Source organism: Moritella sp. 24 (assembly GCF_018219155.1).
In the GTDB taxonomy this organism is placed as follows: domain Bacteria; phylum Pseudomonadota; class Gammaproteobacteria; order Enterobacterales; family Moritellaceae; genus Moritella.
In genome coordinates this window covers 3,428,405-3,450,485 of the sequence record NZ_CP056123.1, presented here as the reverse complement: position 1 = coordinate 3,450,485, position 22,081 = coordinate 3,428,405, and the positions used below count along the sequence as shown (strand labels likewise).

The following is a 22,081-nucleotide window of genomic DNA, read 5'->3' as shown; positions in this document are numbered from 1 at the left end:
CGAAAAGTATGTTAGAAGTTGCTAAGTTAAGCTGTATTCGTGAAGATAACGTGTTGTTCTCAGATCTTAGTTTCACCGTTTCTACCGGTGAGATAATTCAAATTGAAGGCCCTAACGGCGTAGGTAAAACCAGTTTACTGCGTTTGCTAGCTGGCCTATCATCTCCCGCAGATGGTCATATTAGCTGGCAGCAAATCGATACATTAGAAGATCGAGAAAGCTACCATCAAGACTTACTCTATCTTGGTCATTTACCTGGCGTAAAAGCAGAATTGACTGCATTTGAAAATCTATTCTTCTACCATGCGATGCATAAACCTGTCGCGAAAGAGAAAGTGTGGGATGCGCTAGCACAAGTGGGTCTTGCTGGTTACGAAGACCAATTAGCTTGTCACCTTTCTGCAGGGCAACAGCGTCGCATTGCATTAGCACGTTTATGGCTGTCAGATAAGAAGTTGTGGATACTTGATGAACCTTTTACTGCCATTGATAAAAACGGCGTTAAAGTATTAGAAAATTTATTCCTCGCCCACGCAGATAACGGTGGCAGCGTTATTCTTACGACACACCAAGACCTGCAATTTTCTGCGGGACGCTTACGTAAGATCACCTTAACCCGTCAACACTTAACTGAGTATTAATATGTTTGCTGTTTTTATACAGGTGATAAAGCGTGAGTTGATTACTGCTTTTCGTCGTAAATCAGATATTTTAAATCCACTCTGGTTTTTTATCATCGTTATTACATTATTCCCATTAGGGATTGGTCCTGAGCCGAATTTGTTATTGCGTATTGCACCGGGCGTTATCTGGGTTGCTGCATTATTATCGGCATTGTTGTCGATGGAACGCTTATTCCGTGATGATTTCTTAGATGGTTCGTTAGAACAGTTGATGTTGACGACGACTCCGCTAGGCGTAATTGTGACCGCTAAAGTTGTCGCGCATTGGTTATTAACCGGATTACCTATTTTATTTGTATCGCCTTTATTAGCGGTATTTTTATCACTCGATACTAATACCTTTATTGCCACGTTTATTACTTTGTTATTGGGTACGCCTGTACTTAGTTTTGTTGGTGCGATTGGTGTCGCGCTAACGGTTGGTTTACGTAAAGGAGGCGTGTTACTGAGCCTGCTTATTTTACCGCTATTTATACCGGTATTGATCTTCGCTACCAGTGCGATTGATGCAGCCAGTTTTGGTGTGTCTTACTCTGGCCCCGTGGCTATTTTAGCCGCAATGCTCGCTGCTTCGGTCACTTTTTCACCGTTTGCAATCGCTGCCTCATTGCGAGTTAGCTTGAGTTAAATGTATTAGTTAAAGATAAGTAAAGTTAGTTTCAATCATTGTTTAGGTTCATATAATTGAGCCGTTATTTATGTAGAGAGTTTAATATGTGGAAATGGCTCCATCCTTACGCAAAAGCAGAAAAAAGTTATCACTTAGCCGGTAAAATGCTGCCTTGGTTTGCACTATTTAGTGTCATATCATTGACGATCGGAATGGTTTGGGGCTTTGTATTCGCACCAGCCGATTACCAACAAGGCGATAGCTTCCGCATTATTTATCTTCATGTACCAGCTGCATCATTATCTATGGGTGCATATTTGAGTATGGCAATTGCTGCCTTTATTGGTTTGGTCTGGCAGTTAAAGATGGCTGATATGGCTGTCGCTGCAATTGCACCGATTGGCGCAGTATTTACAGCAATCGCATTATTCACTGGCGCAGTATGGGGTAAACCTATGTGGGGTGCTTGGTGGGTATGGGATGCACGTTTAACATCTGAACTCATTCTATTGTTTTTATACCTTGGTGTTATCGCTATTTATGGTGCGTTTAGTGACAAAATATTAGCGGGACGTGCTGCCGGCATACTTGCTTTAGTCGGTGTCATTAATTTGCCTATTATTCACTATTCTGTGGAGTGGTGGAACACATTACATCAAAAAGCCACTATCAGTAAATTCGATAAACCATCGATGGATACAGATATGTTATGGCCATTACTGATTAACTTATTAGGCTTCGGTTTACTGTTTGGCACGTTGACCTTGATGCGCTTTAGAAATGAGTTAATTACCCGTGAGTCGCACAGACCTTGGGTGAAAAAATTATTTATCGAGGACAAGTAACATGCAGTTTGATAGCTTTTCTGCTTTTTTAGCAATGGGTGGTTATGGTTTTTATGTCTGGCTTGCAGTTGGTTTTAGCATACTGACTTTAGGCTCATTAACCGTTGCTACAATTGTTAAACGTCGCCAAATCATTAACGAAATTAAAAATAAGCACCAGCGTATTCAACGAATGCGTGCAGCTGAAAAAATGGAGAATACTCTATGACCCCAAGACGTAAAAAACGCTTATCGATTGCGCTTGTCATTATCCTAGGCTTAGGCAGTGTGACAGGTCTTGTTCTTTATGCATTGAAGCAGAACATTGATTTATTCTATACACCAAGCCAACTTGTTAATGGTTTAGGTGACGATAAAATTAAACCGGAAATTGGCCAGCGTTTACGTATTGGTGGCTTAGTGATGCCTGGTTCAGTAAAACGTAATATGGATGACCTTAAAGTTAGCTTTGTCTTAAGTGATGACGAAGGCGGCTTGGTTACATTGGAATACGAAGGTATCTTGCCAGATTTATTCCGTGAAGGGCAAGGTATTGTGGCGCAGGGCGTATTAAAGTCGGCAAATGTTATTGCCGCATCTGAAGTTCTTGCGAAACATGACGAAGAATATATGCCACCTGAAGTTGCAGAAGCAATTAAAGGTATTAAGCATATGAAACCAGAATACGGAAACGAAACCAAATAAGGTAGTTTGTAATGATCCCTGAGATTGGACATTTTAGTTTAATTGTCGCAACGGCATTGTCGTTTTTGCTGGCAATTTATCCACTTATAGGCGCGAAAATTAATCATCCTGGGATGATTAATAGTGCTAAACCATTAGCTATTATGCAATTCGTGCTAATGAGTGTTGCATTTGCAGTATTAACGTACTCATTTGCAATTGATGATTTTTCAGTTGGCTATATCGCAACTAACTCTAATACATTGCTTCCATTGCGGTATAAGATTTCTGCTGTATGGGGTGGTCATGAAGGGTCGTTATTGCTTTGGTCTTTGACCTTAGCTATTTGGACTGCTGCTGTTGCGGTATTTAGTCGTGGTATTCCAAAGGTTGCACTGGCTCGCGTGCTTGCAGTGATGGGTATGATTGCGATTGGTTTTAACTTGTTTATCTTGTTAACGTCAAATCCGTTTGATCGTACGCTACCTTATTTACCACTTGATGGTAATGACTTAAACCCACTGCTTCAAGACGTAGGTTTGATTTTCCATCCACCTATGCTGTACATGGGCTATGTTGGTTTCTCTGTTGCATTTGCTTTTGCTATTGCGGCATTGATGGCGGGTCGCCTTGATTCTGCATGGGCGCGTTGGTCTCGTCCTTGGACGCTAGTTGCTTGGGTATTCCTAACTGCGGGTATCGCACTGGGTAGTTGGTGGGCTTATTATGAACTCGGCTGGGGTGGTTGGTGGTTCTGGGATCCAGTAGAAAATTCATCATTTATGCCTTGGCTTGCAGGTACAGCACTTATTCACTCATTAGCTGTTAGTGAGAAGCGTGGTGTATTTAAATCATGGACAGTACTATTATCGATTTCGGCATTTAGTTTAAGCCTGTTAGGTACGTTCTTAGTACGTTCAGGTGTATTGGTATCGGTGCATGCTTTTGCCTCTGATCCTGCTCGTGGTCTGTTTATTCTTGCCTTCTTAATTGCGGTTGTTGGTGGTTCATTACTACTTTACGCAGTGAAAGGTTCAGAGATTAAGAGCCGTGGTAAATACAGTTTGTTCTCTCGAGAAACCTTCTTGTTGGTGAACAACGTATTATTAATTGCTGCGCTATTAGTGGTACTGATTGGTACATTGTTACCGTTAGTACATAAAGAACTTGGTATGGGCTCGATTTCAATCGGTGTACCATTCTTTAATAATATCTTCTTCTACATCATGATCCCGTTTGGAATTGCACTGGGTATCGCACCGTTATTACGTTGGAAGAAGCAAGAGTCAGACTTACGTCCGTTGTTTATCCAGTTAGCGGTAAGTGCTGTGGTAAGTATTGCATTAGCGGTTGCACTACCTGCAATCTTTGCTGATAAGATCAAAATTGTTGCCGTAGTTGGTTTTGCATTAGCATTCTGGGTGATCATAACCAGCGCTATCGAAGTCTATATACGTGCGACTCACCGTCATAGCTTTACTTCTGGCTTAACGAAACTTGGTCGTAGCCATTGGGCTATGGTATTAGGTCACGTTGGTCTTGCAATGATGTTGATTGGTATTTCTGCAACTCAGAACTACAAAATCGAAAAAGACATACGTATGGTACCGGGCGATGAAGTCGTCTTTGCTGATTACTTATTCGAATTTGAACGTATTGGTGAAGCCAATGGTTCGAACTATGAAGGTTATAAAGCGGTATTTAATATCAGTAAAAACGGTAAGTTTGAAACTGTCATGCACGCTGAAAAACGTAGCTACTTCGCACAACGTAGTATGCCTATGACTGAAGCCGCGATTGATTGGGGCGTAACACGCGACCTTTATATCGCATTAGGTGAGCAGTTAGCAGATGATTCATGGGCAATTCGTATCTATTACGAACCGTTCATTCGTTTCATTTGGTGGGGTGGCTTAGTCATGTCTATCGGTGGTTTATTAGCTGTATCTGATCGCCGTTACCGTTTTGTGAATAAACGCGTAGCGAAAGCGTAATAATTAGGACAAAGATAATGACTAATGATGTGAAAAAAAAGAAACAGTTAATGACACGACTAATACCCTTAATCGTATTTTTATGTGTGTCTATTTTCCTTTACATTGGCTTATTTCGTGACGCTACCGTTTTAGAGTCGACCTTTATTGGTCGACCTGTTCCCGAGTTTGCATTAAACGATTTAGTTGAGCCTGAACTGCAACACGATAAAAGTGTGTTATCAGGTAAACCTATGTTGTTAAATGTATGGGCAACGTGGTGCCCAACGTGTTACGCCGAGCATAAGTACTTAAATGAACTTGCTGAAGATGGTGTTTACATTGTTGGCATGAACTATAAAGATGATCGCAAAAAAGCACTCAGATGGTTAGAAGAGCTAGATAACCCATATAAGATCAGTCTTTATGATCCTGATGGGATGCTCGGTCTTGACTTGGGCGTTTACGGTGCACCTGAAACCTTCTTCATCGACAGCAAAGGCATTATTCAATACAAGCACGTAGGTGATATTAATCCGCGTAATTGGAATGGTGAACTAAAAGCTGTTTATGAGCAGTTGAAATAAGGATTTAAGATGAAAAAAATATTCGTATTAATGACTTTAATGCTCAGTTTCAGTGTTGCGGCGGTTATTGATGTCTACGACTTTGAGACAGCGGAACAAGAAGCTTTGTTTAGAACATTAACGGCAGAATTACGTTGCCCTAAATGTCAAAACAATAACCTTGCTGATTCGAATGCCTCGATAGCAAAAGATATGCGTCAAAAAACCTACAATATGGTGATTGAAGGTAAGAACGAAGATGAGATCGTGACTTACTGGATTGACCGATTTGGCAACTTTGTTTTATATAAACCACCTGTAACACTAGGGACTGCCATCCTGTGGGTTGGCCCTGGTCTATTTGTGTTATTTGGTGGCATCATTATTGTTCGCAATAGTCGTCGTAAAAGTAGAATCGCGACTGATGATAACGATGATGAGTTAACGAGTGCGGAGAAAAACCGCTTGGCCAAAATTCTAAAGGATAGCGAGAAATAGCATGTTGTTATTTTGGATAGTAAGTATTTTATTGATGATGGTTGCCGCACTGGCATTTGTTATCCCAGTTAGTGGTGAAAGCAAGCTAACAGGTGCAACACGTGATCAATTAAACAAAGACCTTTATAAAAGTCGTATTAGCGAATTAGCTGACGATGAAGACCAAGGTTTGTTAGACAAAAGCGAAGAGTTTATTGATGAAATGCAACGTGGTCTATTAGATGATGTTGTAGATGAGAAAGCGATAGCAGTAAATAAAGCTAACTCACCATTCATCTGGATTTCGGGTTTGGTGTTCTTAGTTGTTTTCTCTGTATCGGCATATCTTATGTTAGGTGCAAGTGAAAAAGTGACGAATTGGCAAGACGTATATTCTCGTTTGCCAGAGCTAACTGACCGCGTAATGAATGAAGGTGATAAAGTAACAGATCAAGAGATCTCTGACTTTAAACTGGCATTAAGTACCAAGATGATGGCTGAACCAGATAATGAATTTGGTTGGTTATTACTGGGTCGCTTAAACGTTGCCTTGGGTGATTCAAATGCGGCATTCATTGCGATGGACCGTGCTTATAAACTGGCACCAATGAACACATCAATCGTGACTGGTTATGCGCAGGCATTAATGCTGAGCGATGATCCAGAACAAAATAACTTAGCGCGCAAGATTCTGATGGATCTTAAGAAAGAGAAGCCGGGGGATATTGAAGTATTATCGACGTCAGCGTTCATGGCGTTAGAAAATCAAGACTATCTTGGTGCAATCGAGCAATGGCAACGTATGTTACCGTTACTTGCTGGCCAACCTGATCGTATCGAAATGATTCAAGGTAGTATTGAATACGCAAGAAAACAGATTGAAGCGAAAGGTGGTACTGCACCAACGGTAGCTGATGCTGCAACTGATAACCGTCCTGCGGCAGCTGCAAACGAAGCACCAGCGGGTAATGAGCAAGTGACGATCACGATTACTGCTGAGCAAGCTGAACTTAAAGGTTATTTGTTCGTTTACGTCCAGGCAGCTGCTGGCCCTAAAGCGCCATTGGCTGTTAAGCGTCTCATCAATCCTACCTTCCCATTAACTATCACACTATCAGATAGTGATGCGATGATGGCACAGATGAAGATGTCACAATTCCCATCGATTAAAGTGAGTGCTAAGCTTTCTCAAGATGCGGATGTAACGACAAAAGATGATGATATTAACTCTAATATTGTGACGATTAATGAAGGCGATGCACGTTCAGTGACGCTTAATTTAAGTCGTTAATTTAATGAGTGTGTTACTAACTTTGTAACACGATGTTAGCGCTTGTTAATAAGCACTTGTTTTAAGCCCTGGGGAAATTACGTTATGTAATATCCACAGGGCTTTTTTTGTTGCTATTATCATGAAAATACCTATGATACGCGCTCTATTCTTCGATTATTAAATGCGGGTTGACTATGTATAAACTAAATCTTGATCTTGATGACTTCATGCAAAACTATTGGCAGAAAAAACCACTGTTGATTAAAGCTGGATTCAAGGATTTTGTCGATCCAATTAGCCCGGATGAAATTGCTGGTTTAGCAATGGAAGAAGAAATCACATCGCGCATGGTATGGCGTGAAGAAGACAAGTGGCAGGCTGCATGTGGTCCTTTCATTGAGTTTGAACGTATGGAACAAGATGGTTCAGCTATCTTAGTACAAGCGATCAACCATTGGCATGAACCTTCGGCTGAATTAGCGAATACCTTTAACTTCATTCCAAGCTGGCGCTTTGATGACTTAATGGTTTCTTATAGTACTAATACAGGTGGCGTAGGTCCGCATGTAGACCGTTATTGTGTATTCATTATTCAAGGCCTAGGCAAGCGTCATTGGCGTGTTGGTGCTCAAGATATGAATCCACAAGAGTTTGCTGCAAATGGTGCACTGAAGCACTGTGAAGCGTTTGATGCGGTTATTGATACGGTATTAGAACCAGGCGATATTCTTTATATCCCACCTTATGCACCGCATGAAGGTTATGCTGTTGGCGAAGCGATTAACTACTCTGTTGGTTTCCGCGCGCAAGATCAGAAAGAACTGTTAAATGATTTTGGTGATTATCTATTACAACAAGACAAAGAGTTTGTTCGTTATAGCGATCCAAAATTACAACCTCGCGCAGAGCATGGCTCAATTGAAGCAAGTGAAGTGCAAGGTCTAACAGACATCATGACGTCATTAATGGCAGATAAAAGCGTTATGCATGATTTCCTTGGCCGTCATTACAGTGAATCAGCACACGAACTGGATTTAGTTGCACCAGAAGGTGGCTACATTGCTGACTACGCGATCGTAATTGATGAAATCGGTATGGAGTCTTACTTACGAAAAGTAAACGGACTGAAGACATTATACTTTCCTGAAATGCCAACGAGCTGTTTCATTGATGGCGAGCGTTATGATTTCGATGCAAGTATTGCAGCAAGTGTACAAACGCTATGTAACACCACTGAGCAGTCAGCTAAAGAACTTGAAGTATTAATGAAAGATAAAGCATTTGGTCAGCAATTGATTGAATGGGTTAATTTAGGTTACTGGCACTTTGAGTAACGGTTAATGTGCTGTTAGCGTGAGTTAATAAGCATTAGCTAGTAAAAAGTAATAGCACTAAGGCTTGATGGTCTTGGTGCTTTTTTTTGTCTGTAATTTAGCCGCAGTGGTAATCGTTCAGCTAGTAGAAGGAGGGATAAGAAAAGAGGTGAAATATTGTCAACTAAGCAGGGAGCAGCGAGAAGGGCATTTATTGTTTTTCAGGCAAAAAATAACCCCAGCTATTTGCATAACTGGGGTTAGAAGATTAACTAAAAATAATTACTTATTTTTTAGCGTTTTCTTCTTTAACTTTAGCAATTACTGCTTCAGCTACGTTAGCTGGACAAGGGTTGTAGTGTGAGAACTCCATAGAGAACTGACCACGACCAGATGTCATTGTACGTAGTGAACCGATGTAACCAAACATTTCTGAAAGAGGTACGTCAGCTTTAATACGAACACCAGTGTTACCAGCGTCTTGACCAGCGATCATACCACGACGACGGTTAAGGTCACCAATTACGTCACCAACGTGATCGTCTGGCGTGAATACGTCAACTTTCATGATTGGTTCGATTAACTGTGCGCCAGCTTTAGGGATAGACTGACGGAATGCACCACGTGCAGCAAGTTCGAATGCTACTGCTGATGAATCCACTGCGTGGAAGCCACCATCGAATAGTTCGATTTCAACGTCTAGTACTGGGAAACCAGCTAGAACACCAGTGTCCATAAGGCTCTTGAAGCCTTTTTCAACAGCTGGGAAGAATTCTTTAGGAACGTTACCACCAACAACAGATGATGAGAATACGAAACCTGAACCTGGTTCACCTGGCTTGATACGGTAATCGATCTTACCGAATTGACCACTACCACCAGACTGTTTCTTATGCGTGTAGCTATCTTCAATTTCTTGAGTAATAGTTTCACGGTAAGCAACCTGAGGAGCACCAACAACTAGTTCAACGCCGTATGTACGCTTAAGGATATCAACCTTAATGTCTAGGTGAAGTTCACCCATACCTGAAAGGATTGTTTCGCCTGAATCTTGGTCAGTTTCAACTTTGAAAGTTGGATCTTCAGCAACCATTTTACCGATCGCAATACCCATTTTCTCAGTAGAACCTTTATCTTTTGGAGTTACAGAGATAGAGATTACTGGTTCTGGGAATACCATAGCTTCTAGGATGATAGGATCTTTCGGATCACATAGAGTGTGACCAGTTTGAACGTTACCTTTCATACCTACGATCGCGATGATGTCACCAGCTTGTGCGCTAGTTAATTCATTACGGTCATCAGCTTGCATTTCACACATACGGCCAACACGCTCAGTTTTACCTGTAGCAGCGTTAAGGATCGTATCACCTTTCTTCAACGTACCTGAGTAGATACGAACGAAAGTAAGTGCACCGAAACGGTCATCAGAGATTTTGAATGCTAGCGCTTTGAAAGTTTCTTCAGTTGAAACAAGTGCAAATTTACCAGTTGGTTCGCCTTCTTCATCCGTAAGCGGTTGAGGATCAACGTCCGTTGGGCTTGGTAGGTAATCTACTACAGCGTCAAGAATTAGTTGCATACCTTTGTTCTTGAATGCTGAACCACAGTAAGTTGGGAAGAAGTCCATTGTACGTGTACCTTTACGGATACAACGTTTGATTTCTTCTAGAGAAGGTTCAGTACCTTCCATGTAAGCTTCCATTAGGTCATCGTCTTGCTCTACAGCAGTTTCGATTAGCATTTCACGGTATTCTTCTACTTTATCAGCCATGTCCGCAGGAACATCTTCGATTTTGTAGTTTTCTGGAAGACCAGTTTCATCCCAAACGTATGCTTTACGAGTTAGAAGGTCAACAACACCAACGAAATCGTCTTCGATACCGATTGGTAGAACCATAACTAGTGGGTTAGCATCTAGTACGTCTTGAGTTTGCTTAACAACGCGGTAAAAATCAGCACCCATACGGTCTAATTTGTTTACGAAGATGATACGAGCAACTTCTGAGTCATTCGCATAACGCCAGTTAGTTTCTGATTGCGGTTCAACACCACCAGAACCACAGAATACACCGATACCGCCATCAAGTACTTTAAGTGAACGGTAAACTTCTACTGTGAAGTCAACGTGTCCAGGAGTATCGATTACGTTAAAACGGTGATTATCCCAGAAGCAAGTTACAGCTGCTGACTGAATAGTAATACCGCGCTCAGCTTCCTGTTCCATGAAATCTGTAGTTGATTCACCGTCATGAACTTCACCAGTTTTGTGGATCTGACCAGTAAGTTTTAGGATACGTTCAGTTGTTGTTGTTTTACCAGCATCAACGTGAGCGAAGATACCGATATTTCTGTATTTAGATAAATCTGCCATTATGTTCTCTATAATTTATTTATTTAAAGATTCGCGCGGAGTATATCACGTTTTTTTGAGAACAAAAAAGAGCTAGCAGGCTATAAGGCGGCATTTATGGTGTTTTTTTTCATTTCGATATAATAAATTCGCATTAAGGTTATAAAAATCGAACAGGCAGTCAAGATCTTAGGTTTTAATTCTAAAAACAGCTGTAATTATAGCCATGCCTGTTTTTATAGACGGATTAATAACGTGATTTAAAACTGCTTTAATAAGCTTGGATTGTAATCGTCCGGGGTAATGCTCAAATTACGTTCTGCAATGAGATTATCTAACTTGGCGATGTCTGCCGTTAAACTTTCCATCGTTAATGTATTGTTATCTAAATTGTATTGCTGCTTTGATGCGGCGTAATAGTAATTCAGGATAGTGATAGCATCAATATTGGTATTGTCACTTTCACTTAAGGCAGATTTGATGTGGTGAAGTTTACGGTAAATTTGATTGTTTGCTTGTTTAAGATCCCAAACATACATCACTTCGGTTAAGTAAGGATGATGGCGAACAAGGTTAAATACCATTAACAAGCTAATGACACCAAGAATAACACCGACTAAATTGAGTTTAAAATTATTGCCATCAGCAGGGGCAAAAAAGTGAATTAAAATTTGACCATAAATTAATGCAAAAACAATTAAAACAGCGGTAGCTACAACGCTTGCCATATTGAGGTGTTTACGATAACGAACTTTGTCTATCTGTTGTAATTTCATTTACTTTCCGCTCTTTAATGAAGAGTGAATATTCTAACAAATAAGCGCGTAAATAATAATGTTAACCAGAGATTAATGATTAAATTAATGTAAAGTAATTGCTAATATCTTGAGTCGGCAATAATTAATTTAGCAGGGCGAGACAGGTATTAATGAAGTGGGGTAGTAAAGCGCATCGACTTTATGACTAAAGACAATGCGCATAAAATTATGTATAGATAAGCACTAACTATATTCAGCGCTTATTATAAGTAATCACTTAAGCGTTGTTGCTCGTTTTATTTGCAGAACCAGCTGGGCGACGACGGTTGCCTTTGTTTGCTGATGGGTTTACTTCACTGCGTGGACCTGTGTGACGGCGGTTTTTACTTGCAGGCTTGTGACCACGAGCGTTTTCACCAGAGCGTTGACCATCTTGGTGTTCAGCTTTTGGTTTCTTTGCTTTTTTCTCTTTTGGCGGACGAATACCCGGTGTTGTCGGGAATGAATCCATTGGTGCAAAGCCATCGACAACAACACGTTCAAGGTGCTTCTGCGTTAACTGTTCAATTGCGATAAGTTCTTTTAATTCGTCATGACAAACTAACGAGATTGCAGTACCTTCTGCGCCTGCACGACCTGTACGACCAATACGGTGAACATAATCTTCAGGTACGTTTGGTAGTTCAAAGTTAACAACTTGTGGTAATTGATCAATATCGATACCACGTGCCGCAATATCCGTTGCAACAAGTGCTCTTACTGCGCCAGACTTGAAGTTAGCCAGTGCTTTAGTACGAGCGCCTTGACTCTTGTTACCGTGAATTGCTGCAGCGTTGATGCCTTGCTCTTCCAAGTGTTTAGTTAACTTGTTTGCACCGTGTTTAGTTTTGGTAAACACCAATACCTGTTTCCAATCGTTCTCTTTAATCAGGTGTGTTAATAGAAGCGGTTTTTTCTTCTTATCAACTGGATGCATCCATTGTTCAACAGATTTAGCCGCTGCATTACGTGGTGTTACTGAGATTTCAACAGGATCGTTGATTAAGCCTTTCGCAAGTTGGCGAATATCGTCAGAGAAAGTTGCTGAGAATAATAGGTTTTGACGTTTTTTCGGTAATACGGCTAAGATTTTACGAATATCGCGTAGGAAGCCCATGTCAAGCATACGGTCTGCTTCATCTAACACGAGGATTTCTAATTGGTTAAAACGTACTGCTTTTTGATTGTATAAATCTAATAAACGACCCGGTGTTGCTACTAAGATATCGACACCACGACGTAAACGCATCATTTGTGGGTTAATTTTAACGCCACCAAATACAACCGTTGACGTTAAACGTAAATGCTTGCTATATACTTCTACGTTCTCGGCGATTTGCGCTGCAAGTTCACGTGTCGGCGTTAAGATTAATGTACGTACTTGATTAGCACGCGGACGTTCACCTTGGCTTAGTTTTTCTAAAATAGGTAGAGTAAAACCAGCTGTTTTACCTGTCCCTGTTTGTGCCGCTGCCATTACGTCCTTACCTGACAATACAGCTGGTATTGCTTGCGCCTGAATTGGCGATGGTGTGTCGTAGCCTTTTTCTGCTACAGCTTTTAGGATTGGAGCGGATAAACCGAGGTCGGTAAAACTCATATAGTGTCTCTTTATTTATGTGGTTGCTATCTTATGTGCTAATACTATCTGCTAGTGCTTAGTATAACAGCGGTGCTGCAGGGTACATGATAGGTTGCTTAAGTGCAAACAGGTTAATTATAGTTAACTTATATAATGAATGAGGTATAACGGTGTTGACACTGGATCTTAAATCTATATAATCCACCACAGCTTTAAGGTTAGTTTTATGAATGAATTCCATTTCGAAGTTTTTTTTAGTACCTCGTCCTGTTTGATCATAAGTAAGTAGTAACACTTCCAGCAACACCGGCGTTATGCCACTTAAATTACTATCATAATAGGATTACAATTATGTCTAAAATCGTAGGTACAGTAAAATGGTTCAACGAAACTAAAGGTTTCGGTTTCATTCAACAAGAAAACGGCCCTGACGTGTTCGCTCACTTCAGCGCTATCCAAAGTGACGGTTTCCGTACACTTTTAGAAAACCAAAAAGTTGAATTCAACGTTACTGATGGCCAAAAAGGTCCTCAAGCGGAAAACATCGTAGTACTTTAATTCTTCTGAATTAATAGTCACTAAGATTGTTAACTTAAATGGATTGATGATAAGTCGAAAAGTTTAAGTATAAAGGGCATGTTCTTCGGAGCTTGCCCTTTTTGTTTTATCTCCAATAACCACGAAGGGTATTTACTGTGAGCCAAACTAATTTTTCATCTCTAAATTTACGTCCAGAACTCGTTTCTAATCTGGAGACTCTCGGTTATACCGAAATGACACCAATCCAAGCACAAAGCTTACCGACTATTCTTGAAGGTAAAGATGTTATTGGCCAAGGTAAAACTGGTTCAGGTAAAACAGCCGCTTTTGGTTTAGGTTTACTGCAACGTTTGAACGTAGAACGTTTCCGTATTCAAACATTAGTACTTTGCCCTACACGTGAACTTGCTGACCAAGTAGCGAAAGAAGTGCGTAAACTTGCACGTGGTATTCACAACATTAAAGTACTTACATTGTGTGGTGGTATGCCATTTGGCCCACAAATCGGTTCATTAGAACACGGTGCACACATTATTGTTGGTACGCCTGGTCGCGTATTAGATCACTTAAACAAGGGCTCGTTACGATTAGATAATCTAACAACATTTGTGCTTGATGAAGCTGATCGTATGTTAGAAATGGGCTTCCAAGATGCACTAGACGCGATTGTTGAAAAAGCGCCAAGTGATCGTCAAACATTATTATTCAGTGCAACGTTCCCGAAAAAGATTCAAGCAATTGCATCGAAAATAATGACAGAACCAACAATGGTTGAAGTAGCATCAACACATGATGATAGCTCAATCAAACAACATTTTTATAAAGTGAAAAACTTTGGTGAGCGTTTAGATACAGTGCGTGGTTTATTACTACAACACAAACCTGAATCAACGGTTATCTTTTGTAACACCAAGAAAGATGTACAAGATGTTGCTGATGAATTAGGCCACTTTGGCTTTAGCATCATCGCACTGCACGGTGACTTAGAGCAGCGTGATCGTGATCAAGCGTTAGTTCGTTTTGCAACGAAGAGTGTTTCTATTCTTGTTGCTACTGACGTTGCATCTCGTGGTCTGGATATTGATTCGTTAGATGCGGTAATTAATTTCAACGTTGCGCACGATAGCGAAGTGCACGTTCACCGTATTGGCCGTACAGGTCGTGCTGGTAGTAAAGGTTTTGCTTGTACTTTATTCGATGATAAAGAAGGCTACCAAGTTGCACAGCTAGAAGATCGTTTTGGTATGATCACACCTGAAGCATTACCATCTGCAAGTGTACTAAATGAATCACCTATGGTTCCGCCGATGGAATGTATCCGTATTGATGGCGGTAAAAAGCAAAAAGTACGTGCTGGTGATATCCTAGGTGCATTAACAGGTAAAGATGGTATTGATGGTAAGCTAGTAGGTAAAATCCAACTGTTTGACCATTGTGCTTATGTTGCTGTTGATAGCAAAGTTGCGAAAGCGGCAGTACAAAAAATTGGTAAAGGTAAATTGAAAGGCCGTACATTCCGCGCTTGGATCGTACGTTCATTTAACGATTAATCGTTAAGTTTCAGTAATACTTAGAGGACGTCTGCGTTTTATTTACGGTAAACTATTTACAGTAAATAAGGTGCAGGCGTCCTTTTTATTATTAGTGAGGTAAGCACTGCGCTAATCTATTTTATTCAGCTAAACACTGAGCTAATAAGCTTACCGGATGGATAGTTTCTAAGTCCGAGTTCTCTTCAATCTGCCATTTGCACGTTTCACAATCTGTGATTGCAAAGTCTGCATCAGCCTGTTTGATTTGTTCAAACAAACCTTTACCTATCTTCATTGACACTTCATAGTTTTCTTTTTTAAAGCCATATGTACCAGCAGAACCACAGCATTCGCTATTCAGTACTATTACATTTAAACCAGGAATTGTTCGTAACAATTCAATGGTGAAAATAGCCAAGCCACTGCGCTCTAGATGGCACGGCGTATGATAGACAATCGTTTTATTGACGGGCTTTAATTCAGGCATATTACCGTTCATAAACTCACGTAATATAAATGATGTAATGAATTCAAGCTTATTACTTATCTTACTATTATCTACTTTTAAAACATGCGGATATTCTTGTTTTAAGGTCAATGAACACGTTGATGATGTCGATAAGATCGGCGTATTGAACTGTTCGACAGCGTCAGTCATGTGTTTAACATTGAACTCTGCATTCTTACGCGCTTTATCATGAAAGCCATTGGCGATCAGCGGTACACCACAGCATTTTTCTTTCTTCAATAATTTTACGCCAATATTCATGGCATTGAGTACTTTAATTAAATCTTTACCCAACTGCGGATTGTTGTAGTTAACATAACAGCCGTGAAAGTAACTTATTTGACGAGCGAATTTTTCTTGAGTCTCGGCTTGTTTTTTATACCAATGCCTAAATGAACCAAACGAGTATTTAGGTAAAGATTTGTGCTTATCAATAGAAACCGTTTTATCCATGATGGTTTTGATTATTTTCGAATCAGTGATCTTGTTAACCAAAGGTGCAACAGGTGTAGATAATGTGCCGAATAGATCGGTATGACTTAAAATGTAATCACGCATTAGTTTAGGGTTAAGTTTTTTCTTCTCAAATTTCCCCCGAGCTACGGCAATAATATCACCCACATTAACATTGGACGGACACGCTGTTTCACAACGTTTACAGTTGGTGCAGAGTTTTAATGCCTCGTCATAATACTCAGGGCTTTTTATTCTGAGTCGCTCCCCATCTGGGCCTGATTCTTTTGGCCCTGGATAATCAGGGTTAGCTTTGGCAACAGGGCAATATACGGTGCAAATAGTACACTTGATGCATTTTTCAAAACGTGTTGATGCTAAATCCATTGTATTTCTCCCCTTATGCCAAGCTGTTGCTGGTGATTTGTTGTACGTGCGTATTTACGGCAGGTTGTTGTAAAAACTGGTTTACAGCGTGATAAGCGGTGCTGATCGCGACACCACTACCGCAACCTTCTGCAATGGGATCATAGCCACCTAAATTTGAGCCCGCACAAAATAGGTTATTGATTACTTGGCCTTTTAGCATGGGGTTAAATGTATGATTTGTTTTAATGCCCAGTGATAAAAATGGCTGTGAGTTAGCGGCAAAAAATTGTGGGTTGTACCACGTACTACGCTCCTCAAGGCTATTCATGTCTAAATCAAAGATAGGTTCTTGTAATTTATCGTGATGACCAATCAGCCCTTTATTGAAAAAACTACCAGAAGCAAAAATATAGTTATCAGCAGTTAATGGCATCGTTTCTAAGTTACGGGTATAAATACGTTTAAGTGTTAATTGACCATTATCTTCAGCCATATCACCACGGGTTACTTGGTCACCCTTTAATAGCATGCCGCCACGTTTGATAAATAAATCAATCATGGCTTCTTCAAGACGAATACCAAGCATTGATGGTGGCATGGTTGGTACTTCGTGAAAGGTTAAATGAGTGAGTGCATGTAGCTTATTCAGTACCGAAAGCCCCATGCCATTGCCGGTGATTGCTGGCATAACCACTATGTCATCTGGAGTGGCGATGGCTGATAGCTTAACGGCTAACGCATTTATTTCATCATCGTTACTTAAGATACGGGCAATATCAATAGAGCGTAGTTCGCAAGCATTACGTTTCAGCCCCGAGAATCCATCGATGGAAATACTGGTGTGACTAATATCAACACCTTGAAATTCAGGTAACTGAGTTAAATTATCAGTGACCATCTTGGCATTGAAATCGCGGAAATCATCAATTTGTACAACGATAATACGTTTAACATTATGCTCTGATAGTCGCATTGGTAATTGCTGTATATAAGGCTGTGATAACCATGTGGACTTTAGTGTACCAAGCGGGGTAATACGGAAATGATTATCACCGTTATCTTGTTGTATTAATGGTATGCCTGCGCTTGTTAATAGGTTTTTGTACCATTCAACCGATTCAAATACGGTTTTTTTACCGACCTTACTATAAGGATGAGCCGGAAATTCGAGGGTGAATTTATCAAAAATAGCCGAAGGGTTACGAATCATCTTGCCTGTCGGTGTATGTGAAAGCAGGTCGATAGAGCCTGATGAAAAGTGCAGTGCGCTCTGACCATTTGAAATAATGGCTGTTTTTAATCCAGCTTCGAGGCTACGTAATCCTGCAGTATAACCTGCAATACCACCGCCAATAATGATGCTATCAAACTTCATAATAATCCTTATCTTCTTGCTTTTCACCCAACTGATTAATATCTGTGGCGCCAAACAGGCCTTCATAAAGCCAGTAGGTAAACTCAGCTTCGCGTAGTGCATCACCAAATAACACGGGTTTAATGCCTTTCCAGCGCTCTTCAAAAAACTGCATTAATAATTTACTTGATTCATAACCGGTACAATTTGCAAAATCACAAAATAAACTTGAAGCGCGATAAGTACATAATTCGCCTTGGCATGAGCCCATCCCAAGGCGGGTTCGTCTGCGTAAATCGACTAAACTGGTTACGTCTAATTGTTTAATGGCATACTCAATTTCACCAACGGATACCATTTCACATTCGCAAACGATGGATTTTCCTTTTGTGCTTTGGTCAAATGTTGCAACGGCATTTTCACCATGACGGTGTGTTGCTGCTTTGGTAGTAAATACTGTTTTCTTAGGTTTGCTTTCTTTATTAACAACAGAGCCGGGGAGGGGTTGTAAATGTGTTGAGCAGCCACTAGTATTCCCCAGTTTGTCGGCGACAAGATTAGTCGTCATTTCAGCCATGAGGCGACTGGTCATTAATTTACCACCGAGAATACTACTAAATCCTGTTAAGCCATCTCGCTGTTCATGATCGAGTAATACAATCCCACGACTAATGTTTCGGCCATCTCCGCCACCTACATCAACGAGTGGTCGTACGCCAGCGTAAGCACGTAACACTCGTGTTTGAGCCAATATAGGGGCGAGTTTTGCGCCTTCTTCAATTAAGATGTTCACTTCTTTTTCGCTGGTTGTCAGCTTATCGATATCTTTATAGTCAATTTCTTCAGACGTGGTACCGATGAGTGAAATCGAATCACCAGGAACGAGAATATCGGCATCCGCGGGTTTACGACAACGGTTAATGACCAGATCATTAATACGATGTTCGAATACGAGTAGGGAACCTTTGGCTGGTAGCATCTGCACATTTAATTCTGCATATTGGCAAATGTTTTTACCCCAAATACCTGCTGCATTAATGGTTTCTTGGGCATACACTTCAAATGATTCGTTGGTGCGGGTATTAATGCATTTTGCGCCAATGATACGTTCGCCAATACGAATTAATGATTTGACCATTGAGTAAGTGAGTAATTTAGCACCATGATTTTTAGCATCTAATACATTGGATGCACATAAACGGAAAGGGTCAAGGGTGCCATCGGGGACTTTTACTGCGCCGAGTAAGCTGCGGTTAACATTTGGTTCGAGCTCGATTGCTTGCTGTGGTGTTAATCTTTCTGTGCCGATTTCTGCACGCGCGCAAGCGTTAATGAAGGTATCTTGAAAATCCAGATCATCTTCTGGTAACGTAATAAATAACCCGCTCGTTTCTTCGATACAGTGACTGGCTATGCGTTTGAGGATCTTGTTTTCTTGTATACATTCTTGTGCGGATTCAGCATCAGTGACTGCGTAGCGTGCACCAGAATGTAATAAGCCATGATTACGGCCAGTTGTACCAGAAGCGATATCATTCTTATCAAGTAGAATGCAACTTATGCCACGTAATGCGCAATCACGCATAATACCTGTACCAGTTGCACCACCACCAATAATCAATACATCTGTATTAAAACGGGTTACCTTTCCCATAATTCATCCATATATGCAGGTCAATTAACTACTTACAATTATGTACTAGATAGTTTTTGGGAAATTGATCTTAATCATAAATGTTCGAATGAGCGTTTTTGTAACCATTCGAACATCTCGTTTTCGTGAAAGATGTTTTATAGTTGGTTAAATCGCTGACAAATAAAATCAATCAATACTTTTAATCGTGCGGGTTGGTAGCGGTTACGGTGATAAAGTAGGAACAATGGTACGTCAGGCGAGTGCCATTGATCTTGCGCTGACTCTGATATAAGGGCTGGCGCTAAAGTATTGTCATTAATCTCACTCTCGCAATACAGTTCGGGTAAACGAACAATACCATTACCATTTTTTGCAGCGTTAATTAATGCACGACCACTCTTACAGCTAAAGTTACCTTTCACGTTTATCTCTAATTCATGTATGGGGGCATTGTTATGTTGCACTGACTGTTGATGAAAGCGCCAGCGTTTAATACTTCCGGTTAAGCAATTATGCTGTTCGAGATCTTTAGGGTGTTTAATGGCAGGATGCTGAGCTAAATAACTTGGACTAGCCAATACCTGTACCTTAATACTCGTGAGCTTCCTAGCCACTAATCCTGAATCTTCTAACTTCCCCATGCGTACGACTAAATCAAATGCTTCTGAAATCAAATCTACACGTGGGCTGCTAAAGTCCAGCTCAACATCAATATCAGGGTATTGTTTATTAAACTCGCTGATAATGTTGGCTAAGATATCTTCGCCAATAACACCACCGACACAGTTTATACAAATGCTTCCTTGTAATTGTTCTGTGTCGTCTTTCGCTGCTATCACGGCTTGATTGATTGTTTGCAGTGACGTGAGGCATTGCTGGAAAAATTGCTCTCCGATAGGAGTAAGACGTTGTGCACGGGTGGTTCGGATGATGAGTTGTACACCTAGTTGCTGTTCAAGTTGCGCAAGTTGGCGAGATACATGGGCACGTGATGACTGTAATTCTTCAGCTGCTTTAGTAAAACTCCCTTGTTGGGCAATCGTTACGAAAGCGCGAATGTCGGCAAGAGAAGAACCATTTTGCATGCTATACCTATATAGATAAATTCAAACTTAGCTTATTGTAGCTTAATACATAACAGTTATGTTCTTTATTGTGTATATATCAACAATGAACATCTCTATATACTCTCTTTCATCCACTCAGGGACAGCCAATATTAAATATGGTAGATAGGTTGAAAGGCCCTGAGTCTGTAGTTAATTAGCTACAACGTATTAATCAATATAATCACATATGATAAAAATAGAGAGTATATAATGAAAAAATTAGTCGTGATCACAGGTGCAAGTTCAGGTATTGGTGAAGCTACAGCGAAGCGTTTAAGCGCGGCTGGTCATCCATTATTATTAGTTGCTCGTCGTGTTGAAAAACTAGAAGCACTAAACTTACCAAATTGTTTATGTGAAAAAGTAGACTTAACAGTACACGCTGAATTCCATGCTGCACTTGCTAAAGCTGAAGCATTATACGGTCCTGCAGACTTATTAGTGAACAACGCTGGCATGATGCTGTTAGGTCAAATTGATACGCAACCTGCTGAAGAATTCAAAACGATGTTCGACGTGAACGTAATTGCATTATTAAACGGTATGCAAGCAGTGCTTGCACCAATGAAAGCACGTAACACCGGTACTATTATTAACATCAGTTCTGTTGCTGGTCGTAAAACATTCGGTGCACACGCTGCTTATTGTGGTACTAAATTTGCTGTTCACGCAATCACTGAAAACGTACGTGAAGAAGTAGCAATGTCAGATGTACGTGTTATCACTATCGCACCGGGCGCAGTTGAAACGGAATTGTTGTCACACACAACATCAGAAGAAATTAAAGCGGGTTACGAGTCTTGGAAAGAAACAATGGGTAACATTCTTGCACCTGATGATGTTGCACGTTCAATTGAATTTGCTTACGCACAACCACAAGATGTATGTATTCGTGAAATTGTACTAGCAAGCACACGTCAAGAACCTTAATTCTTAATACGTATTGTTAAAGTGCTCATTATTGGTTGGATAACAAATAAACTGGTAATTAGCACTTATTTCATGCTTCGTTACTATATTGCTTAGCTAATATAGCAAGCAACAATAAATGTAACATTAAGGATGATGTGAAATGAAATTATGGATATACAGGCCGACGCAATTACTGGATGCTGTGCGGGATTATAAATTATATGCCGATGGTGAATTTATAACGTATGTGAAACGTGGACAACGTTTTTCTATCGAAGTCCCGGACGATACGCAAACCTTACAAGCAAAGTTAAGTTGGTGTTCTAGCCAGCCTATTCACACCAAAGATCTTTCCCATGGTGCTGTCACCGTTAAAAATGCCTTTTCTCATAATCCACTATTCGTTCTTTTTGGTTCAACGATTTTCGCTACGCTGGGGCGTAAACATTATCTTAAGTTAGTTATTTAACTTTTACCTAACACCTTCGATATATACATACCTGTTAATAGCCGTGGTTGATTAACACCTAAGCT

General features: G+C 40.4%; 21 protein-coding genes. 14 read left to right on the top strand and 7 right to left on the bottom strand.

The genetic code is table 11. The features are described from left to right. The first annotated feature begins 8 nt into the window (after nucleotides 1–8). The 10 genes from ccmA to HWV00_RS15240 all read left to right on the top strand — a co-directional run bounded on the left by ccmA (nucleotide 9) and on the right by HWV00_RS15240 (nucleotide 8,424). Entirely contained in the window at nucleotides 9–641 is a 633-nt protein-coding gene (gene ccmA, locus HWV00_RS15285; RefSeq protein ID WP_211682661.1) for a cytochrome c biogenesis heme-transporting ATPase CcmA, read from the top strand. A gap of 1 nt (nucleotide 642) precedes the next feature. Further along, nucleotides 643–1,311, top strand: a complete 669-nt coding sequence (gene ccmB, locus HWV00_RS15280; protein WP_211682659.1) for a heme exporter protein CcmB — start codon at nucleotides 643–645, stop codon at nucleotides 1,309–1,311. Between the two features lie 86 nt (nucleotides 1,312–1,397). After that, nucleotides 1,398–2,138, top strand: a complete 741-nt coding sequence (locus tag HWV00_RS15275; RefSeq protein ID WP_211682657.1) for a heme ABC transporter permease — start codon at nucleotides 1,398–1,400, stop codon at nucleotides 2,136–2,138. A gap of 1 nt (nucleotide 2,139) precedes the next feature. Continuing rightward, nucleotides 2,140–2,346 (top strand): heme exporter protein CcmD, encoded by a 207-nt coding sequence (ccmD, locus tag HWV00_RS15270; protein ID WP_211682654.1) that lies wholly within the window; start codon nucleotides 2,140–2,142, stop codon nucleotides 2,344–2,346. Beyond that, nucleotides 2,343–2,822: a cytochrome c maturation protein CcmE gene (gene ccmE, locus HWV00_RS15265; RefSeq protein ID WP_211682652.1), complete on the top strand. Its 480-nt coding sequence runs from the start codon at nucleotides 2,343–2,345 to the stop codon at nucleotides 2,820–2,822. The genes ccmD and ccmE overlap by 4 nt, the downstream gene beginning before the upstream one ends. An 11-nt stretch (nucleotides 2,823–2,833) precedes the next feature. Then, nucleotides 2,834–4,795 carry a heme lyase CcmF/NrfE family subunit gene (locus HWV00_RS15260; protein WP_211682650.1) on the top strand — a complete coding sequence of 654 codons (1,962 nt, stop codon included), beginning with the start codon at nucleotides 2,834–2,836 and terminating at the stop codon, nucleotides 4,793–4,795. A 17-nt stretch (nucleotides 4,796–4,812) separates the two neighbouring features. Beyond that, complete coding sequence (locus HWV00_RS15255; protein ID WP_211682648.1) at nucleotides 4,813–5,361, top strand: DsbE family thiol:disulfide interchange protein; 549 nt, start codon at nucleotides 4,813–4,815, stop codon at nucleotides 5,359–5,361. Nucleotides 5,362–5,370: 9 nt separating this feature from the next. Then, complete coding sequence (locus HWV00_RS15250) at nucleotides 5,371–5,838, top strand: cytochrome c-type biogenesis protein (protein ID WP_211682647.1); 468 nt, start codon at nucleotides 5,371–5,373, stop codon at nucleotides 5,836–5,838. Between the two features lies 1 nt (nucleotide 5,839). Further along, nucleotides 5,840–7,108: a c-type cytochrome biogenesis protein CcmI gene (gene ccmI / locus HWV00_RS15245; RefSeq protein ID WP_211682644.1), complete on the top strand. Its 1,269-nt coding sequence runs from the start codon at nucleotides 5,840–5,842 to the stop codon at nucleotides 7,106–7,108. A gap of 176 nt (nucleotides 7,109–7,284) precedes the next feature. After that, on the top strand, nucleotides 7,285–8,424 hold the full coding sequence (locus tag HWV00_RS15240; protein WP_211682642.1) for a cupin domain-containing protein: 1,140 nt from the start codon (nucleotides 7,285–7,287) through the stop codon (nucleotides 8,422–8,424). Between the two features lie 265 nt (nucleotides 8,425–8,689). Here the strand turns inward: HWV00_RS15240 and fusA are convergent, their stop codons facing one another. The 3 genes from fusA to HWV00_RS15225 all read right to left on the bottom strand — a co-directional run bounded on the left by fusA (nucleotide 8,690) and on the right by HWV00_RS15225 (nucleotide 13,153). After that, the gene (gene fusA / locus HWV00_RS15235; RefSeq protein ID WP_211682640.1) at nucleotides 8,690–10,777 is read right to left on the bottom strand and encodes an elongation factor G; all 2,088 of its coding nucleotides are present in this window, start codon (nucleotides 10,775–10,777) and stop codon (nucleotides 8,690–8,692) included. A gap of 239 nt (nucleotides 10,778–11,016) precedes the next feature. Next, complete coding sequence (locus HWV00_RS15230) at nucleotides 11,017–11,532, bottom strand: DUF3087 family protein (RefSeq protein ID WP_211682638.1); 516 nt, start codon at nucleotides 11,530–11,532, stop codon at nucleotides 11,017–11,019. A 259-nt stretch (nucleotides 11,533–11,791) separates the two neighbouring features. Continuing rightward, on the bottom strand, nucleotides 11,792–13,153 hold the full coding sequence (locus tag HWV00_RS15225) for a DEAD/DEAH box helicase (protein ID WP_211682636.1): 1,362 nt from the start codon (nucleotides 13,151–13,153) through the stop codon (nucleotides 11,792–11,794). A 333-nt stretch (nucleotides 13,154–13,486) separates the two neighbouring features. Between HWV00_RS15225 and HWV00_RS15220 the strand changes: the two genes are divergently transcribed. Continuing rightward, entirely contained in the window at nucleotides 13,487–13,693 is a 207-nt protein-coding gene (locus HWV00_RS15220; protein WP_211682634.1) for a cold-shock protein, read from the top strand. Between the two features lie 137 nt (nucleotides 13,694–13,830). Next, nucleotides 13,831–15,225 carry an ATP-dependent RNA helicase DbpA gene (dbpA, locus tag HWV00_RS15215; RefSeq protein ID WP_211682632.1) on the top strand — a complete coding sequence of 465 codons (1,395 nt, stop codon included), beginning with the start codon at nucleotides 13,831–13,833 and terminating at the stop codon, nucleotides 15,223–15,225. Nucleotides 15,226–15,346: 121 nt separating this feature from the next. On the opposite strand, the gene glpC is transcribed toward dbpA, so the two are convergent. The 4 genes from glpC to HWV00_RS15195 all read right to left on the bottom strand — a co-directional run bounded on the left by glpC (nucleotide 15,347) and on the right by HWV00_RS15195 (nucleotide 20,612). Further along, nucleotides 15,347–16,555 carry an anaerobic glycerol-3-phosphate dehydrogenase subunit GlpC gene (glpC, locus tag HWV00_RS15210; RefSeq protein WP_211682631.1) on the bottom strand — a complete coding sequence of 403 codons (1,209 nt, stop codon included), beginning with the start codon at nucleotides 16,553–16,555 and terminating at the stop codon, nucleotides 15,347–15,349. Between the two features lie 13 nt (nucleotides 16,556–16,568). Then, nucleotides 16,569–17,912, bottom strand: coding sequence for a glycerol-3-phosphate dehydrogenase subunit GlpB (gene glpB, locus HWV00_RS15205; protein WP_211682629.1), 1,344 nt, complete (start codon nucleotides 17,910–17,912; stop codon nucleotides 16,569–16,571). Continuing rightward, nucleotides 17,902–19,545 carry an anaerobic glycerol-3-phosphate dehydrogenase subunit A gene (gene glpA / locus HWV00_RS15200; protein ID WP_211682627.1) on the bottom strand — a complete coding sequence of 548 codons (1,644 nt, stop codon included), beginning with the start codon at nucleotides 19,543–19,545 and terminating at the stop codon, nucleotides 17,902–17,904. Before glpA ends, glpB begins: the two co-directional genes overlap by 11 nt. 137 nt (nucleotides 19,546–19,682) lie before the next feature. Then, nucleotides 19,683–20,612: a LysR family transcriptional regulator gene (locus HWV00_RS15195; protein ID WP_211682625.1), complete on the bottom strand. Its 930-nt coding sequence runs from the start codon at nucleotides 20,610–20,612 to the stop codon at nucleotides 19,683–19,685. A gap of 233 nt (nucleotides 20,613–20,845) precedes the next feature. On the opposite strand from HWV00_RS15195, the gene HWV00_RS15190 reads away from it, so the two are divergent. Next, nucleotides 20,846–21,565 (top strand): SDR family oxidoreductase, encoded by a 720-nt coding sequence (locus HWV00_RS15190; RefSeq protein WP_211682623.1) that lies wholly within the window; start codon nucleotides 20,846–20,848, stop codon nucleotides 21,563–21,565. A gap of 142 nt (nucleotides 21,566–21,707) precedes the next feature. Beyond that, nucleotides 21,708–22,016, top strand: a complete 309-nt coding sequence (locus tag HWV00_RS15185; RefSeq protein ID WP_211682622.1) for a hypothetical protein — start codon at nucleotides 21,708–21,710, stop codon at nucleotides 22,014–22,016. Nucleotides 22,017–22,081: the final 65 nt, after the last annotated feature.

Coding starts and splice junctions, on each gene's coding strand:
- ccmA (WP_211682661.1), top strand. CDS start 9: ATGTTAGAAGTTGCTAAGTTAAGCTGTATTCGTGAAGATAACGTGTTG.
- ccmB (WP_211682659.1), top strand. CDS start 643: ATGTTTGCTGTTTTTATACAGGTGATAAAGCGTGAGTTGATTACTGCT.
- HWV00_RS15275 (WP_211682657.1), top strand. CDS start 1,398: ATGTGGAAATGGCTCCATCCTTACGCAAAAGCAGAAAAAAGTTATCAC.
- ccmD (WP_211682654.1), top strand. CDS start 2,140: ATGCAGTTTGATAGCTTTTCTGCTTTTTTAGCAATGGGTGGTTATGGT.
- ccmE (WP_211682652.1), top strand. CDS start 2,343: ATGACCCCAAGACGTAAAAAACGCTTATCGATTGCGCTTGTCATTATC.
- HWV00_RS15260 (WP_211682650.1), top strand. CDS start 2,834: ATGATCCCTGAGATTGGACATTTTAGTTTAATTGTCGCAACGGCATTG.
- HWV00_RS15255 (WP_211682648.1), top strand. CDS start 4,813: ATGACTAATGATGTGAAAAAAAAGAAACAGTTAATGACACGACTAATA.
- HWV00_RS15250 (WP_211682647.1), top strand. CDS start 5,371: ATGAAAAAAATATTCGTATTAATGACTTTAATGCTCAGTTTCAGTGTT.
- ccmI (WP_211682644.1), top strand. CDS start 5,840: ATGTTGTTATTTTGGATAGTAAGTATTTTATTGATGATGGTTGCCGCA.
- HWV00_RS15240 (WP_211682642.1), top strand. CDS start 7,285: ATGTATAAACTAAATCTTGATCTTGATGACTTCATGCAAAACTATTGG.
- fusA (WP_211682640.1), bottom strand. CDS start 10,777: ATGGCAGATTTATCTAAATACAGAAATATCGGTATCTTCGCTCACGTT.
- HWV00_RS15230 (WP_211682638.1), bottom strand. CDS start 11,532: ATGAAATTACAACAGATAGACAAAGTTCGTTATCGTAAACACCTCAAT.
- HWV00_RS15225 (WP_211682636.1), bottom strand. CDS start 13,153: ATGAGTTTTACCGACCTCGGTTTATCCGCTCCAATCCTAAAAGCTGTA.
- HWV00_RS15220 (WP_211682634.1), top strand. CDS start 13,487: ATGTCTAAAATCGTAGGTACAGTAAAATGGTTCAACGAAACTAAAGGT.
- glpC (WP_211682631.1), bottom strand. CDS start 16,555: ATGGATTTAGCATCAACACGTTTTGAAAAATGCATCAAGTGTACTATT.
- glpB (WP_211682629.1), bottom strand. CDS start 17,912: ATGAAGTTTGATAGCATCATTATTGGCGGTGGTATTGCAGGTTATACT.
- glpA (WP_211682627.1), bottom strand. CDS start 19,545: ATGGGAAAGGTAACCCGTTTTAATACAGATGTATTGATTATTGGTGGT.
- HWV00_RS15195 (WP_211682625.1), bottom strand. CDS start 20,612: ATGCAAAATGGTTCTTCTCTTGCCGACATTCGCGCTTTCGTAACGATT.
- HWV00_RS15190 (WP_211682623.1), top strand. CDS start 20,846: ATGAAAAAATTAGTCGTGATCACAGGTGCAAGTTCAGGTATTGGTGAA.
- HWV00_RS15185 (WP_211682622.1), top strand. CDS start 21,708: ATGAAATTATGGATATACAGGCCGACGCAATTACTGGATGCTGTGCGG.